Annotated in this window: 15 protein-coding genes; all 15 read left to right on the top strand. The window is 35.5% G+C overall.

Annotation, left to right across the window (positions count from 1 at the left end; all coding sequences use genetic code 11):
- Positions 1-10 precede the first annotated feature (10 nt).
- The 15 genes from DPX34_RS00875 to DPX34_RS00805 are packed head-to-tail and all read left to right on the top strand — an operon-like array spanning position 11 to position 15,511.
- Positions 11-1,081 carry an iron-containing alcohol dehydrogenase gene (locus DPX34_RS00875; protein WP_111976521.1) on the top strand — a complete coding sequence of 357 codons (1,071 nt, stop codon included), beginning with the start codon at positions 11-13 and terminating at the stop codon, positions 1,079-1,081.
- Between the two features lie 10 nt (positions 1,082-1,091).
- Positions 1,092-2,012, top strand: a complete 921-nt coding sequence (locus DPX34_RS00870; RefSeq protein WP_111976520.1) for a LicD family protein — start codon at positions 1,092-1,094, stop codon at positions 2,010-2,012.
- Positions 2,013-2,020: 8 nt separating this feature from the next.
- Positions 2,021-3,217: a capsular polysaccharide export protein, LipB/KpsS family gene (locus DPX34_RS00865; protein WP_111976519.1), complete on the top strand. Its 1,197-nt coding sequence runs from the start codon at positions 2,021-2,023 to the stop codon at positions 3,215-3,217.
- 25 nt (positions 3,218-3,242) lie between these two features.
- Positions 3,243-4,415: a hypothetical protein gene (locus DPX34_RS00860; protein ID WP_111976518.1), complete on the top strand. Its 1,173-nt coding sequence runs from the start codon at positions 3,243-3,245 to the stop codon at positions 4,413-4,415.
- 9 nt (positions 4,416-4,424) lie between these two features.
- Positions 4,425-5,567 (top strand): methyltransferase domain-containing protein, encoded by a 1,143-nt coding sequence (locus DPX34_RS00855; RefSeq protein ID WP_111976517.1) that lies wholly within the window; start codon positions 4,425-4,427, stop codon positions 5,565-5,567.
- Positions 5,568-5,581: 14 nt separating this feature from the next.
- Entirely contained in the window at positions 5,582-6,529 is a 948-nt protein-coding gene (locus tag DPX34_RS00850; protein ID WP_111976516.1) for an NAD-dependent epimerase/dehydratase family protein, read from the top strand.
- Positions 6,526-7,092 (top strand): SIS domain-containing protein, encoded by a 567-nt coding sequence (locus tag DPX34_RS00845; protein WP_232824616.1) that lies wholly within the window; start codon positions 6,526-6,528, stop codon positions 7,090-7,092. Before DPX34_RS00850 ends, DPX34_RS00845 begins: the two co-directional genes overlap by 4 nt.
- A complete protein-coding gene (locus DPX34_RS00840) occupies positions 7,085-8,134 on the top strand; it encodes a hypothetical protein (protein ID WP_111976514.1) in 1,050 nt (349 codons plus the stop codon). Before DPX34_RS00845 ends, DPX34_RS00840 begins: the two co-directional genes overlap by 8 nt.
- A 27-nt stretch (positions 8,135-8,161) precedes the next feature.
- Entirely contained in the window at positions 8,162-9,226 is a 1,065-nt protein-coding gene (locus tag DPX34_RS00835) for a class I SAM-dependent methyltransferase (RefSeq protein WP_111976513.1), read from the top strand.
- 39 nt (positions 9,227-9,265) lie between these two features.
- Entirely contained in the window at positions 9,266-10,261 is a 996-nt protein-coding gene (locus tag DPX34_RS00830) for a GDP-mannose 4,6-dehydratase (RefSeq protein ID WP_111976512.1), read from the top strand.
- 3 nt (positions 10,262-10,264) lie between these two features.
- Positions 10,265-10,918, top strand: a complete 654-nt coding sequence (locus DPX34_RS00825) for a class I SAM-dependent methyltransferase (RefSeq protein ID WP_111976511.1) — start codon at positions 10,265-10,267, stop codon at positions 10,916-10,918.
- Positions 10,915-11,874, top strand: a complete 960-nt coding sequence (locus DPX34_RS00820) for a thiamine pyrophosphate-dependent dehydrogenase E1 component subunit alpha (protein ID WP_111976510.1) — start codon at positions 10,915-10,917, stop codon at positions 11,872-11,874. Before DPX34_RS00825 ends, DPX34_RS00820 begins: the two co-directional genes overlap by 4 nt.
- Entirely contained in the window at positions 11,864-12,913 is a 1,050-nt protein-coding gene (locus tag DPX34_RS00815; protein WP_111976509.1) for an alpha-ketoacid dehydrogenase subunit beta, read from the top strand. The genes DPX34_RS00820 and DPX34_RS00815 overlap by 11 nt, the downstream gene beginning before the upstream one ends.
- Positions 12,914-12,923: 10 nt before the next feature.
- Entirely contained in the window at positions 12,924-13,748 is an 825-nt protein-coding gene (locus DPX34_RS00810) for an SDR family NAD(P)-dependent oxidoreductase (protein WP_157964582.1), read from the top strand.
- Positions 13,745-15,511, top strand: a complete 1,767-nt coding sequence (locus DPX34_RS00805; protein ID WP_111976507.1) for a thiamine pyrophosphate-binding protein — start codon at positions 13,745-13,747, stop codon at positions 15,509-15,511. Before DPX34_RS00810 ends, DPX34_RS00805 begins: the two co-directional genes overlap by 4 nt.
- Positions 15,512-15,544: the final 33 nt, after the last annotated feature.

Genomic DNA, 15,544 nt, shown 5'->3' with positions numbered 1-15,544 from the left:
CTTTGAATTAATGAACCAAGCACTTGTTAAAACTCAAAACTACTTGACTGAAATACCTAATATGTTAACTGGGGATAAAGTACTTCTGGTTACAAGTTCAAGTTTTATCACACGTGGGCATGCAGATAATATAGGTAAACAATTGGGCCAACTAAGACCTGCCGTTGAATTAACGATTTGCCAACCCGTTAAAGCAAACCCTGAACTGACCTTATTAAATCAATTACATGAAGAACATCATAATACCCATTTTACTGATGTAATTGCCCTAGGCGGCGGCAGTGTGATGGACAGTGCTAAAGCCTTAAGTTATTCATTATTAAACTTGCACGTTTCGTTAGCACAAGCATTAAATAACGCAGCATTAACCGAACCTGATCATTTAAATTTAATTTGTATACCGACAACATCCGGTACGGGGTCTGAAGTCACGCCATTTGCTACCATTTGGGATTCAGAAAGCCAAACTAAGCTTTCGTTAAATGGGGTTTGTGCGGATCATATTATTCATGACCTAACCCTAACGTTAACGCTGCCTAAAACTGAAACGCTTTATTCGGCACTTGATGCTTTATCACATGCTTTAGAGTCTATTTGGAATGTTAATCGCACCCCAAACACTCAAGATATTGCAGAGCAGTCTATTGCCCTTATTTGCAAATGGTTACCGGTTGCCTTGACTGAACCGGAAAATTTAACTGCTCGTGAGAATTTACAATACGGTGCTTTACTGGCTGGTTTAGCTATTTCACAAACTAAAACCGCTTTAGCTCACGCAATTTCTTATCCGTTAACGTTAAAATTTAGTATGCCTCATGGGTTAGCATGCAGTTTTACGTTAGCTGCACTTTTAAAGCACGTTAAAAGTGATGAATTAAAGCTTTCGACTAAACTCGCCGATAGTATTATAAACCTGTTACATTCGTTAAACTTGATTGATTATGTCAATCAATATGCGACAAATGATCAAGTAATTAATGCGATAAAGGGTCAATTAGATCCAAGTCGAGCGGGTAATTTTATCTTGCCGATTAATGATGATATGTTGAAAAATATATTAATAGAAAGCTTAATGCACTAGAGTCGTCTATATGAATAAAGCAAAAATAAAATCACTTCTGTTTGGTGCTGGCGCCGGTGCAGGCACATTTATGGCTAATACTGAACATGAAAGGGAATTTATCGGCTTGGTTGACAACGACCTGAATAAAATAGGTAAAACCATTAACGGTCTTTATGTTTATGCGCCTACCGAGTTATCTGAAATAGCTTTCGAAGAAATCGTCATCACGACTCAATGGGCATTAGAAGTTGAAAAACAGTTATTAGAACAACTTCTTATTCCAAGATCTAAAGTGATTTTACCGCCTAAAAATCAATTAAAAAAAATCACCCCTTTTTACCATACTCAAACCTTAGCTTTGGGGCGAGACATTATTATGCAATTAAGTTTTTTTGCTGCCCAAATCAATTTACCTTTAGTCGCTGATTTTGGCACTCTTTTAGGCTTAATTCGTGATAAAGATATTATCGCTTGGGATGATGATATTGATATGTCATTACCGGCGGGTAGTCACGATGCATTAGAAGGCGTGTTAAATTCGTTTATTTCTGCAAGTCAACATGAGGTTGAGTGGCGCTTTGAGCGCATTGTTGATAAAGATAAGCAACCAACGAGTTACTTATTGATGTTTACTGACCCCAAAGGTCAATTAATTGAATTTAAAACGTCATTTAGTTTTAGACAAAATGAATCAGGTAAGTCAATTCATTTACCTAGTTTAGGTATGTGGTACGCGCCTGAAGTGCACTTTAATGCGACAGAGAGTATTTTGTTTCATGGTGTTTCGGTTAAAACTCCTGTTCGACCTAATGAATATTTAACTTTTTTATATGGTGATTGGCTCATTCCTAAAAAAAATATACAAATGAGTGATTATGCGCACACTCAACCAGTCGATTTTGATGATATACAAAATGCTGGTTTTTGTGTTGAAGTTGGAAAAAGTTAATTATTGTTATGCAAAAAGCGCTTGTAAATATACTTAATAAAGTTAAGCCCGTAGCAATAACTTATTTAGCCGATAAGCGCTATATGCTGTTTGGCTCAGGTGGCTTTGCTAAAAAAATATACGAGTACAATCCTCAAAATGTACTTGGATTTATCGATTACACGGTATCTGGTATTGTTAATGTGAGGAATGAAGTTCCTGTTTTTGTTCCTGAACAAGCGAAAGGCATTGTCGTTTTGGGTACTGGCAATGGTTCGTTTCAGTTTAATCAATTAAATGCGCTAGCACCCTTTGCGCATAATATTGAGCAAGTTTTACTCGTCGACCCGTATATTGATACCCGTCATATTGATGTCGCGCCTCCTGAAAAAACAGTTTTAATGTTAGAGCACGCAGATGGCGTTAAAAGACATGCAAGACATCTTACTGGAATTAAAGAATATCTTACAAAACAAGGTTTAACCGTTACCTCAATTTGCCCAAACACCCTTTTTTATTATAAAGAATATTGGCAAAGTCGAGACATCGTTATTTGGGGAGGACAGCGCCCTTTATATCAAATAGCCCAAAGCGTATTTTCTGAGCGTGCCAAAACGTATGTTGAATATGGTTTTTTCCCACAATCAGAGCATATTTATTTAGATAAGTTGGGTGTAAATCAAAACTGTTCATTAATGTTTGATGATTTAACTTGGGTAGAAGACCGGCACTATCAGGCATTAAATAACCTTAAAGCGAGCTATCTTGCTGACTTTAAGCATAAAACGGCTGATTACGTATTAGTACCACTGCAAGTACCGGATGATGCCAATATCATCAATTGCAGCCGATTTACAAAGGGTATGCAAGAGTTTATTGATTATGTTGTTGATTATTATCCAAAAAATTATAAACTTTTATTCAAGGCACATCCTAAAGATCCGTTTAGGTCACAATACCATTATCACGGACATCCAAGCTCAGAGTTACCTTTTTTAACTTTACTTGAAAATGCTAAACATGTGCATGGGATAACTTCGAGTTGCTTATACGAAGCTTCACTTGCAGGTCTTGATGTAATCACTGAAGGCACATCGTTATTATCTGTTCATAAAGGCAATTACGAAGGCTTGTTTGCAGCCATGGTTGATCGACAAGTCGAAATTAAAAATGAAGATATCGCCGATTATGTAATGAAATATTCTAGTATTGGTTCTTTCATGTGAATTATGCAATTTAGGTCTAAAGCAATTGAAACAAAATATAATTAAAGGCAAGCGTTGTATCGTTATTTCGCCATCAGGTTATTTAAAAGGTAGGGGCTCTAAATCAGTCGACTTTATTAATTCGTTTGATCTCGTCGTTAAAACAACGGATACCTGCGAAGTTGATGACCCTGAACATGAATTAGGGGGGCGATGTGATATCTGGTACGGCCTACCTATGTCATCTTCTGGTTGGCAAGTTAATTTTGATGCTTTAAAGAGACAAAAAGTTAAATTAATGGTTTTTCAGCCTTGTTTGCCGCAATATCAAGACGTTTGGCAACGCTATATGGATTGGTTTTATTGTGAGAATAAAGAAGCTAATATTGAATATGATATCGCGGATGAAAATAAATATAGTGAAGTGATGTCTGCTATCTCATGTACCCCTTTTACCGGTCTGTTTGCTATTTTTGATTTACTTCACAGAGGAGCCTCTCAAGTTTTTGCTTACGGTTTTGATTTTTATCGGTCCGGTTATTTTCAAGACTTATCTGTGGGTGAAGGCGCATATAATAACGCTTGGCATAAATCCAAAGAACAAATGGCTTACGTATTTAACTTAATAAATAAAGAAAAGCGGTTTGATTGTGATGAAAATTTAAGTGATATTTTAAAGCGTAGTTTTGGAAAAAGTAATAATTACCGAGATATACAGCAGATCACGCACAATGAATTAAAGCACTTTTTAACGCCCCATCGGCATGAACCTATATTGCTTTTTAGAAGTTGTCGGGAAAGTGTTTTCGAAATTATATATAAAGAAATAACAGATTTATTGTCATTAGAACAAGTTCATTTAATTTGCCAAGATAATTTTAAGAGTGAATTACTATCAAATTTAGCACCTGTTTATAAAATACATCCAGATAGTAATTTTAACCAGTCTGAACTTAGCTCTATTCGATCGAGTTTAAAAGAACACGAGTTTCCTATTTGTGTCATTCCTTATAATGGCCAGCAATTACATACATACTATGATATTTTTAAGTTTGTCCAATCGATGGATATAACCGAAGTTTTATTAGTTTCTTTAAGAGGCACGATCAAGCGAATTGTTAATTTAGAAAGCATCTGTGCAAAGCTTGAAGAATATCTTTTGTTAAAAGATGATTTTTTATTGCTTCACGAGCGATATGGCCGAAAAAATGTTTTTTAAGGAGCGATTTTGAATTTTAAAAATAAATCTCAATCTGTTTATGTTGGTTGTGGAGAAGACCGGCGGGAAGGCTTTATTCATTGTGATACTCGCGAGTTACCTGGTGTTGATATTGTATGCCCAGCCTGGGACCTTTCTAAATATTGTCATAATGTAAAAGAAATTTATTCTCGGCATATGCTAGAGCACCTTACGTCTATGGAAGCCGACGCTACTTTGGTCGATTGGTATAATGCCCTTGAAGTTGGTGGCACTGTTTATATTGTTGTACCCAATATGGATTTTCATGCTAGGCAGTGGCTTGAAGCAGATTGGACAGAAGAAAACCTCCGAGACACTCGTTCTGATGCTCGATATAGTTTTGCTGGTTTATGGGGTTGGCAGAGAGAATGTAACCCTAGAAGTGAAGACTATAATCAAACGTATTGGGATGTTCATAAGTCTGGATATAATGAAAAAAGAATTAAATTTTTGTTAGAGCGGGCTGGTTTTATTGATGTGGCAACTGAAATTAAAAATAATGTACATTTAGTGGCGAAAGGGAAAAAAATCGTTAATAAAAGTGAACGTCAAGTCGCGCCTACTATTAAAAATATACGAGCGGATCATAAAAATCGTTACCAATTTGCCTGTGATTATTTAAAGAAAACAAAGAGTACAATGGTTTTAGATCTTGCTTGCGGTATCGGTTATGGTTCGGCTATGTTAGCTGATTCGTTAGATGCTCAAATCGTTGCCGTTGATATAGATAGTGGCGCGATTGATTATGCTAATAAATATTATAAGAAAGATAATATAGCGTTTCTTTGCCAAAATGCTTTAGAGGTTGAAATTAAATCAGAAGTTGACGCAATTGTTTCGTTTGAAACTATTGAGCATTTAAAATTAGATAAACAGTTGATGGACATATTTTACCGACAACTGAAAGTGGGTGGTTTGTTTATCTGCTCGACTCCAAATCAAACTGTAATGCCATATGATAAGGAAAAATTTAAGTATCATATTAAACATTATACGGTTACTGAATTTATCTTTTTAGTTGAAAGTGCGGGTTTTAAAGTTAAAGAAACATATATGCAAAACGATAAAATAAATGGCTCTGTTGAATTAGGCTCAACAGGTTGTTTTACAATACTTGTATGTGAAAAATAATTTAAAAAGAGCTTATGAATAAATTAAAAAAAATATTAGTAACTGGCGCGTGTGGCTATAAAGGTAGTGTGTTGGTACCTAAGCTGTTAGCCGAAGGCTATTCCGTTATAGCGTTTGATATACAATGGTTTGGTAATCATTTGGACGAACACAAAAATTTATCTGTCATTAAAGGCGATGTTCGGTTTGTTGAAACAATACCATTAGATGGTGTTGACGCTATTATTCATTTGGCTTCGATTGCTAATGATCCGTGCGGAGATCTTAACCCTAAATTAACTTGGGAAGTAAGCGCGTTAGCAACTATGCAATTAGCTGATCACGCGGCAAGAAAAGGGATAAAGCACTTTATTTATGCATCTTCTGGTAGTGTATATGGTGTCAAAGAAGAAGAAAATGTAACAGAAGATTTAACACTCGAGCCCATTTCAGAATATAACAAAACGAAGATGGTTTCAGAACGAGTGTTGTTGAGTTACAGCGATGATATGGTTGTGCAAATTATTAGACCTGCAACCGTTTGTGGTTTATCTCCGCGGCAACGTCTTGATGTTGCGGTTAATATGTTAACAATGCAAGCGATTAAAAATGGCAAGATAACTGTTTTTGGTGGCGACCAATCGCGACCCAACATACACATAGATGATATAACGGACTTGTATTTATTTATGTTAGCAAACCCTGATGTTACCGGGGTTTATAATGCGGGTTTTGAAAATATAACGATCACTGAAATTGCTGAAATTCTTAAAAAGAGAACGAGAGCCGAAGTTATTGCTACGCCGTCTAATGACCCAAGATCGTATCGTGTTAATTCAGATAAGCTACTTGCTACTGGTTTTAAACCTAAAAAATCTGTTGAAATAGCAATAGAAGAAATAATTGCTGCTTATAAAAATGGCAAATTGGCCGATAAAGATGAACACTATAATTTAAAATGGATGCAACAGACCGTTTTATGAAAAAATTTAGCTGTAATGAATATGCTCAAACGCTGAGTGTTATATTATCCGAAACCGATTGGTCTTCTGTTGAGATATTTGCAGATAAACTTAAATCGGTTATTAAAACCAAAAATCATTTATACATTTGTGGTAATGGCGGTAGTGCCGGCAATGCGATGCATTTAGCTAATGATTTTTTATACGGTGTGAGTCCTAATCTGGCAAATGCATTAAAAGTTGAAGCGTTATCTGCAAATAGCTCTGTTTTGACTTGCTTAGGCAATGACTTAGGCTACGATTCTATATTTTCTCGTCAACTAAAAGTTAAAGCTGAAAAAGGTGATCTTCTGTTAGTTTTATCGGGTAGCGGTAATTCAAGCAATATAATTAAAGCTATTGAAGAAGCTAAAATTAAGGGAATGTATACCGTTGGTATTTTAGGTTTTGATGGTGGTAAAGCAAAAGAAATATTGGATATGCCAATTCATTTTGATATTAACGATATGCAAATATCAGAAGATTTACAGCTTATCGTTGGACATATGCTGATGAAATTATTAAGTAAAATTCATTATGATTAATGAGATTCAAGCAGAATTTGAATATGTTTATGTGATTGGTGCGACCCCAAAAGGCTGTGAAGTATTAAATAAATTCGAGGATAATGAAAGTTCTTTGATTGATAACTTTAAAGCAGGTGGGCGAATATTAGGTATTGATATTTTGCCATTTCCTCGCGAGGTTAAGACAAATTCAGCTTTTGTAATTTCAACTTCTTATGCGTCTTACAAGCAAATCATCCAGCAATTAGTTATCATCGGTGTGTCTTTAAACCAAATCTTTATTGTTTTAAAACCTGGACTTTGTCGCCTGAAAACTGATGATTGTTGTTACATGACTTTGGATTTTTCAGAAAAAATTTTTCATTTTTCATGTTTACAAGAGTTTTTGTACTTTAGTTCGTTAATTGCTTCAGAACGGAGTTCATTTCTAAATTTTAAAAATAAATATTATTTTAAGCAAGTGCCTAATTTTTTAAAAATTGAAATTGCAGAGCATTTAACGTTACTCGAGCCTCAAGATTTTGATATTAAGGACTTTCATAAAGGATATGATTTTAATCAATCGTTAGATGCTGCATCAAAGCTTAAAATTACCAAGCTGTTTAATTTTTATCGTCCAACGGATGAAACAGTCGCTTATTGCCTCGCTATTATGGACTGTTTTAGTGAAGAGCTTAGACAACTAATAGATAAACCTTGGCAAATATCAAATATCAGAGTTTTTGAATATACGGTAAATAATCAAGATACGCTTTTTGGACCTTTATTGTGGCACAAGGATGGGTTACCAAGCTCAGTCGTTAAATTATTATATTACCCTAACGAAATTAACTTAAAATCAGGTACGACTCAATTGGAGCTGGATGATGGCATTGTATCTCTAGAAGGAGAGCCAGGCTCATGCTTGTTATTTAATTCTAACGCTCTTAAACACCGCGCTATTATCCCTGATAATAGTAATCGAAAAACGATTGAAATCACATTAGTGCCTGAGAACGCATCGTATTTGTCTTTAAGTTGCCTGGCCGGTAATAATGCAACATTTCCTGTTATCAATTAAGAAGTAAATTTTCCTATGGGGTTCAGTGTGAATAAATATGTGGTTTTTGGTGTTGGTGAAGGCACGCATAAAATGTTTAGTTCTGGGTTGATCAATTGTGATGAAGTTGACGCTTTTAGTGTGACTAACCCTGACAGTGTTATCGAATATGGTTATCCTCAGCCACTTGTCGCTTTGAATGCACTGCAACCATATATCGATAGTCATTATAACGTTATTATTGTTTCTGAAAGCTATAAAGAAATTTATGCACAATTAGTTGAATTAGGATTCTTAGCGCGCAATATTTACTGTTATTTCCACTCTTTGGGATATTTAAGCCCATTGGAGGCACAACTAAATGGTTCATACTTAAACATTGGCGGCGGGCATAAATTTTATCATGCTAATTGGATTAACTTAGAAGGTTCTGGTTCCTACCTATATCCTTATCAATTAACGGCTAGTTGTAAATTTCCTATTGAAAGTAGTGCTATTGAGTTGATTTACTCTTCTCATAACTTTGAACATTTAGATGATGCTACTTTAACTCAAGTCTTTCTAGAATCATTTCGCGTATGTAAAAACAATGCAAATTTCATTTTAAAGCTACCTGACTTTGATGAAGTCATTAATGCATTGAAAACAAATAATATTGATTTTTTTGTTGGTAAATGGGGGATTGAACCGCTATTGCCTAATTGGGAAAAACATGATGTTTGTGACAATGTTGCAAATAGAGCATCAATGATTTTCTGTGGCGTAAGAGAACTTAATGGCCCCAATTTATTTGAAAAAAATGTCAATTGGAATGCTGAAGGATACGTAGGCCCTGTAAAATTGAGCTCGCTAGAATTAGACCGAGTGATGAATGATCCATCTGGTAAAAAAATTGCGGATACTCTTGTTTCGATCGCTAAAAAGCAATTTGATAATTTTGAATTTATTCACCAAAATGCTTGGTTTCAAAATGAATTAATCGAATTAGTTGAATCATTTGGTTTTAAGTTTATTACTCAAGATAAAGAGAAAATACTAAGCGAATTTTCAAAAATACCTGAGATAGAGACGAGCAAAGTTATAAGTCGTTATTTTCAGTTTAAAAAAGTCTAATTGTATGTTTATATATGGTTTTTTAGTTTTGAGCTATCAATGAATTCAACTATTTTAGTTATCGGCAGCAACTCATTTTCTGGCGCTAGTTTTGTCCGCTACCTGCTTGATTTAGGATGCGATGTTATTGGCTGTAGTCGTTCACCTGAGCCGATAAATGCATTATTACCTTATAAATTCCCTACACAACCCAAAGGGCGCTTTAGGTTTTATCAATATGATTTAAATGAAAACTTAGTGGAAATCAACACACTTATTGACGCTGAAAAGCCAAATCATATTTATAACTTTGCTGCACAAAGTATGGTGGGGCAAAGTTGGGACTTTCCTGAACATTGGTTCATGACCAATGCCGTTTCAACTATTAAGTTACATAATCTAATTAGACAAAAAGATTTTGTTGATAAGTATATTCACATATCTACACCTGAGGTTTATGGCTCTTGCACTGGTTTTGTAAACGAAAGCCAAGTATATAACCCGAGTACCCCTTACGCGGTTTCTCGTGCTGCAGCCGATATGAGCCTTAAAACCTTTTTTGATGTGCACCAATTTCCGGTTGTGACAACCAGAGCCGCTAATGTTTATGGTGAAGGTCAGCAATTATATCGAATTATACCTAAAACTATTTTAAGTATTTTAAAAGGTGAATCACTACAATTACATGGCGGTGGTCACTCTGAACGTTCATTTATTCATATAGATGATGTGAGTGATGCGACTTATAAAATAGGTCTGGAAGGTGAAATTGGCCAAACTTACCATATATCAACTAAAGACATTATTTCTATCAGAAACCTCGTTGAAACTATTTGTGGAATGATGTCGGCCGATTTTGAGTTGTTATGCCAAATTACGGAAGATAGAGCGGGTAAAGATGCTGCTTATCTATTAGATGCTAATAAAGTACGTAATACATTAAATTGGCAAGATCAAATTACCTTAGAAAAGGGTTTAGAAAGAACAATAAATTGGTTAACAACGCACTTTTCAACCTTAAAAGATCAACCTTCACATTACATTCATAAGGTTTAATTAATGGAAATTGATTTATTAAAAAATTATCCAAGAACTAAACGTGATACTAAAGCCCGTGTTGAAGAGAAAACGGAAGAAGTTAGATCTATAGCTAGGCAATTTGGGCGTGATTTTTTTGATGGTGAGCGTAAATATGGCTATGGTGGGTTTAGTTATTTTTCGCGTTTTTGGCAACCCGTGATCCCCGATTTAACAGAGTTTTACGAGCTAAATCATAATAGCCAGGTTTTAGATGTTGGTTGTGCTAAAGGTTTTTTTATTTATGATTTGACGCAAGCCATTCCCGGTATTAAAGCCCAAGGTATTGATGTATCAGAATATGCTATCGAAAATGCAAAGCCTGAAGTTAAAGCTAACCTTAAAGTAGCTTGCGCGACACAATTACCTTACGAAGATAATAGCTTTGATTTTGTGATGAGTATTAATACAGTTCATAATTTGGAGCGAGAGGATTGTGCTAAAGCTTTGCAAGAAATTATGCGTGTTTCACGAGGTAAGGCGTATATAACCGTTGACGCTTACCGTGACGATGAAGAAAAAGAACGTATGTATGAATGGAATTTAACCGCTAAAACGATCATGCATGTTGATGAGTGGAAACAATTCTTTGAAGACGTTGGTTACACTGGCGATTATTACTGGTTTATGCCATGAGTGATTTAATAGAACTTTATCGCCAAACATTAAGAATTCGCTTAGTTGAAGAAGAAATTGCGAAGCGATATTCAGAACAAAAAATGCGTTGCCCAACTCATTTATCTATTGGTCAAGAAGCCGTTGCGGTTGGTGTATCCTCTTTACTTTCAAATCAAGATAAAGCTTATAGTTCCCATCGTGCCCACGCTCATTATCTAGCTAAAGGTGGCTGTTTAAATAAATTGATTGCGGAGCTATACGGTAAAGAGACTGGGTGTACTGCTGGTCGTGGCGGTTCAATGCATTTAAGCGATCTAGATGTTGGTTTTGTTGCGAGTACCGCTATTGTCGCCAATAGCATTCCATTGGCAGTCGGGAACGCTTTACATCAACAGGTGCAAAAGAAAGCTGAAATTTCAATTGCTTATTTTGGTGATGGTGCAACTGAAGAAGGCGCATTTTATGAATCCACTAATTTTGCAGCAGTCAAAAAACTCCCTATTTTATTTGTTTGTGAAAACAATCAATATTCAGTTTATACCCCTTTAAAACCAAGACAGCCTGAAGGGCGGTCAATTACTCGTCTGGCACAAGAAATAGGAATTAAATCGATCGCGGTTGATGGAAATGATATTAATCAGGTTATTAACGCAACACAGGAATTGTTAAACCATGTTCGTTCTGGTTTAGGTCCCGCTTTAATAGAATGTCATACATACCGGCATCGAGAGCACTGCGGGCCTCATTTTGATGATGATTTAAACTATCGCCCACGAGTAGACATAGAACGTTGGTTAGCAAATGATCCTTTATTCAAAATGACTCAAGAACTCGCAAAGCAGAATAACTGGTCTGCAATCAAAGCCGATATTGAGAAGGAACTAATGTTAGAAATTCATAGTGCCTTTGATTTTGCAGAAAATTCACCATTCCCAGATCCAAAACAGAATAATAACTATTTATATGCCAACTAATACTAATTTTGCAGAACAAATTAATTTAGCTCAGCATCAAGCAATGCGAGACGATCCATCAATGATATCAATGGGGCTGGGAATCGATGACCCCAAAGGGATATTTAATACGACAACTGGCTTAGCCGAGGCTTTTGGTGAAGAGCGTGTATTTGATACACCGACTTCAGAAAATGCAATGACCGGTGTTGGTATTGGTGCGGCGATAGCGGGTAGTCGGGTATTAATGACACATCAACGCGTTGATTTCTTTTTATTAGCCATGGATCAGCTCGTTAACAATGCCGCTAAATGGCATTATATGTTTAATGGCACTATGTCGGTACCATTAACGATTCGTTTGATTATTGGCCGGGGGTGGGGGCAAGGCCCTACACATCAGCAAAGCCTACAATCATGGTTTACACATATACCCGGGTTAAAAGTAGTAGTGCCTAGTTTGACTGATAATGTAGGGCAGTTGCTATATAACGCTATTATGGATAATAACCCAACGATATTTTTAGAACATAGATGGTTGCATAACCAACAAGCAAATGAAGATATTTGTAAGCCTTTGAAACAAAAGCCTTCTTCTATACGTAAGCATATTTCAGGCGATGATATTACAATAATATCCAATAGTTATATGCTGTTAGAGTCTTTAAAAGCCGCTGAAATTTTGAAGTTCATGGGTGTTAGTTGTGAGGTGCTTGAAATAAGCGAACCATCCAATACTCAATTAACGGATGTCTATGACTCTGTAAATAAAACAGGCAGTGTACTTGTTACTGATATTAGTCATTCTCATTATTCTGTAGCGAGTGAGCTTATCACGAGTATTACTGAAAATTGTTTTAGTCAGCTTAAAGTCGCCCCAATTAGACTTGGTTTACCTAACTACCCTGAACCGACTAGCTTTGGATTGACTAAAGGTTTTTATAATGAAGCCGATGATATTGTAATTGCAGTAGCTAACGTATTTAACAAAAATCACGTCAAATCCAGCCCGTTAACGAAACATGATGTTCCAGGTGATTGGTTTAAAGGTCCGTTTTAGGTTTATTTGTATGATAAATAAAAAAATTATTATCTTGGGCGTCAATGCTGATATCGGTATGAATTTATGCCTGTTTTATTTAGAAGATGGTTACCAAGTTATTGGTACATATAGGTCTGAAAATGAAAACTATGAAAGGTTAAAAAATTGTAACAACCTATATTTAGTTCAATGCGACTTAACCGTTAAAACTGAAATGCCTAAACTTATTAACGTGGTAGAAAAATATAAATTTGATTGGGATTGTATTTTTAGTTCTGTTGGCACAAGCAAGCCAATTGGTCGTTTTTTTGATCTAGATTTTGATACGTGGTCTTCGTCTGTAGATATCAACTCTATCGCTCAACTTCGAGCTATTCATGCCCTTTATCCGTATAGAAATATAAATACTATTAACACTATTGCATTGCTTGCCGGTGGAGGTACGAATAACCCATTCAGATGTTATTCTGCTTATTGTGTTGCAAAGATCATGTTAATTAAAATGTGTGAGTTACTGGATGATGAAAACCCAGAATTAAATGTATTTATCGTTGGTCCTGGCTTTGTTCGAACAAAAACGCACTTAGAAACTTTAAGCGCGGGGGAACTAGCGGAAGATAATTTATCTAGAGTTCAAGACTTTTGGGATTCAAAAGCGCAAGGCACATCGATGAGGGATATTTATGAGTGTATACAATGGTTAACCGTTCAAGGTCGCTCGGTCGCCGGTGGGCGAAATTTTTCAGTTGTTCATGATCAATGGGGACGGGAAAAGTTAAGTCTTGATTTAAAAGCCACTCCTGAAATGTATAAACTTAGACGTTTTGCTAATGATAAAAGAATCCTATTATGAAATTATCTGATTTTTTAGCTGATTTTTTAGCTGTTCAATCAATTAAACATGTTTTTGTTTTACAGGGTGGGGCTGCTTTACATTTAATTGATTCGATAGCTAAAAAACCTAATATACAGAATGTGACGATGCAGCATGAACAGGCCTGCTCAATGGCTGCAGATGGCTATGCAAGAGTATATGGTTTAGGATGTACAGTGGTTACATCTGGGCCTGGAGCTACTAATTTACTTACTGGCATTGCTGTTTCTTATTTTGACTCTATCCCAACCTTGCATATAACCGGTAATGTTTCATCTTTTAGGTTATCAAAAGGGATGGGCGTAAGGCAATATGGCTTTCAAGAAACGGATATCGTAAACGTTGCTGCACCAATATGTAAATATGCAATCCAAATACAGTCACCTGACGATATATATATCGCATTAAAACAAGCTATCAAACATGCTACAACGGGAAGGAAAGGTCCTGTTTTAATTGATATACCGGATGACTTCCAAAGAGCTGAGTTAAATGATGATGAAGCAAAATTATTTTTAAACGACTTAATCAAAAAAACGAGTACTCCCGTTATCGATGTATTCGTTTTTATGTCAATGTTTCAAACCCTAAAAAATAGTAAGCGTCCTATCGCTATTTTAGGAGCTGGGTTACTTGAAAATAATACGTATGAACAAGTTATCTCTTTTTGTCATAAAATTGGTTTGCCTTATTTAATAACGTGGCCATTGAAAGGTGTTGCATCCTCTAACGACTCGTTATTTATCGGCAGTTTTGGTACTCATTCTTATCGTGGAAATAATATTGTACTTCAAAATTCTGATTTTATTCTATCAATAGGTTGTCGTCTAGATTCAAGAGCAACGGCTAAACTAGATACTTTTGCAAGGAATGCAAAAGTCTGCATGGTTGATATTGATGAGACTGAAATTAATAAGTTTGACTGTTTTTCTGAATCTAAATTTTCTATTGCATTTAAATTTCCGGTAGACGCTAAGTTCTTTATTGAACAATGTGATAATTTTTTAAACGATAATGTTGATTACTTTTATTTTAGTGATGATTGGTTTAGGTATATTGACAAAATAACTCAAAAATATAATCGCCCCCCTGTTTACGATTTAGATGGCATAAATCCATATATGGCAGCAGAGAATATTTCACGTTATTTTTCTGATGATCAGGTTGTAGTTGTCGATACCGGTACATGCTTACCATTATCTATGGTCTACGGTGTTGATCAAAAAGGTCAAAAATATTTAACGTCATTTAATAATACCCCGATGGGATACGCTTTACCTTGTGCGATAGGTGTTGCAGTTAATGCAACTAATCCAGTTGTTTGTATTACTGGTGATGGGGGGCTTCAAATGAATATTCAGGAGCTGGCGACATTGTGTTATATAGGGTGCCCTGTATATATCTTTGTTTATAATAACAAAGGTCATTCAATGATAAAACAGACACAGGATGATTGGCTTGATGCTTGTTATGAATCATCTTCGGTTAATTCAGGTATACCTTCAATTGCTTTCTCCGATGTTGCGAAAGCTTATGGCATTGATTCTTATTCTGTCGGTAATAATGAAGAGTTAGGAAAATTATTACCGTTTGTTTTTGCAAGCAAAAAACCAATTTTAATTGATATGCAGGTTAATGAACATTTTAGATATGAACCTATTATCAAATATGGTAATGGTTTAGAGAATATGAGCCCCTTATTGCCTGCTGAACAAATAGAAAAGGATACTATTATTGTATGATATTTTTAAAGATCTTAGCCCTATATATTGAGG

This window comes from Algibacillus agarilyticus, assembly GCF_003286125.1.
Lineage (GTDB): Bacteria > Pseudomonadota > Gammaproteobacteria > Enterobacterales > Alteromonadaceae > Algibacillus > Algibacillus agarilyticus.
The sequence above is the reverse complement of the archived record's forward strand: the minus strand, read 5'-3'. Positions and strand labels throughout refer to the sequence as shown.

Bases quoted from the DNA above. Each gene is read 5' to 3' on its own strand.
- DPX34_RS00875 (WP_111976521.1), top strand. From the start codon at position 11: ATGAACCAAGCACTTGTTAAAACTCAAAACTACTTGACTGAAATACCT.
- DPX34_RS00870 (WP_111976520.1), top strand. From the start codon at position 1,092: ATGAATAAAGCAAAAATAAAATCACTTCTGTTTGGTGCTGGCGCCGGT.
- DPX34_RS00865 (WP_111976519.1), top strand. From the start codon at position 2,021: ATGCAAAAAGCGCTTGTAAATATACTTAATAAAGTTAAGCCCGTAGCA.
- DPX34_RS00850 (WP_111976516.1), top strand. From the start codon at position 5,582: ATGAATAAATTAAAAAAAATATTAGTAACTGGCGCGTGTGGCTATAAA.
- DPX34_RS00845 (WP_232824616.1), top strand. From the start codon at position 6,526: ATGAAAAAATTTAGCTGTAATGAATATGCTCAAACGCTGAGTGTTATA.
- DPX34_RS00840 (WP_111976514.1), top strand. From the start codon at position 7,085: ATGATTAATGAGATTCAAGCAGAATTTGAATATGTTTATGTGATTGGT.
- DPX34_RS00830 (WP_111976512.1), top strand. From the start codon at position 9,266: ATGAATTCAACTATTTTAGTTATCGGCAGCAACTCATTTTCTGGCGCT.
- DPX34_RS00825 (WP_111976511.1), top strand. From the start codon at position 10,265: ATGGAAATTGATTTATTAAAAAATTATCCAAGAACTAAACGTGATACT.
- DPX34_RS00820 (WP_111976510.1), top strand. From the start codon at position 10,915: ATGAGTGATTTAATAGAACTTTATCGCCAAACATTAAGAATTCGCTTA.
- DPX34_RS00815 (WP_111976509.1), top strand. From the start codon at position 11,864: ATGCCAACTAATACTAATTTTGCAGAACAAATTAATTTAGCTCAGCAT.
- DPX34_RS00810 (WP_157964582.1), top strand. From the start codon at position 12,924: ATGATAAATAAAAAAATTATTATCTTGGGCGTCAATGCTGATATCGGT.
- DPX34_RS00805 (WP_111976507.1), top strand. From the start codon at position 13,745: ATGAAATTATCTGATTTTTTAGCTGATTTTTTAGCTGTTCAATCAATT.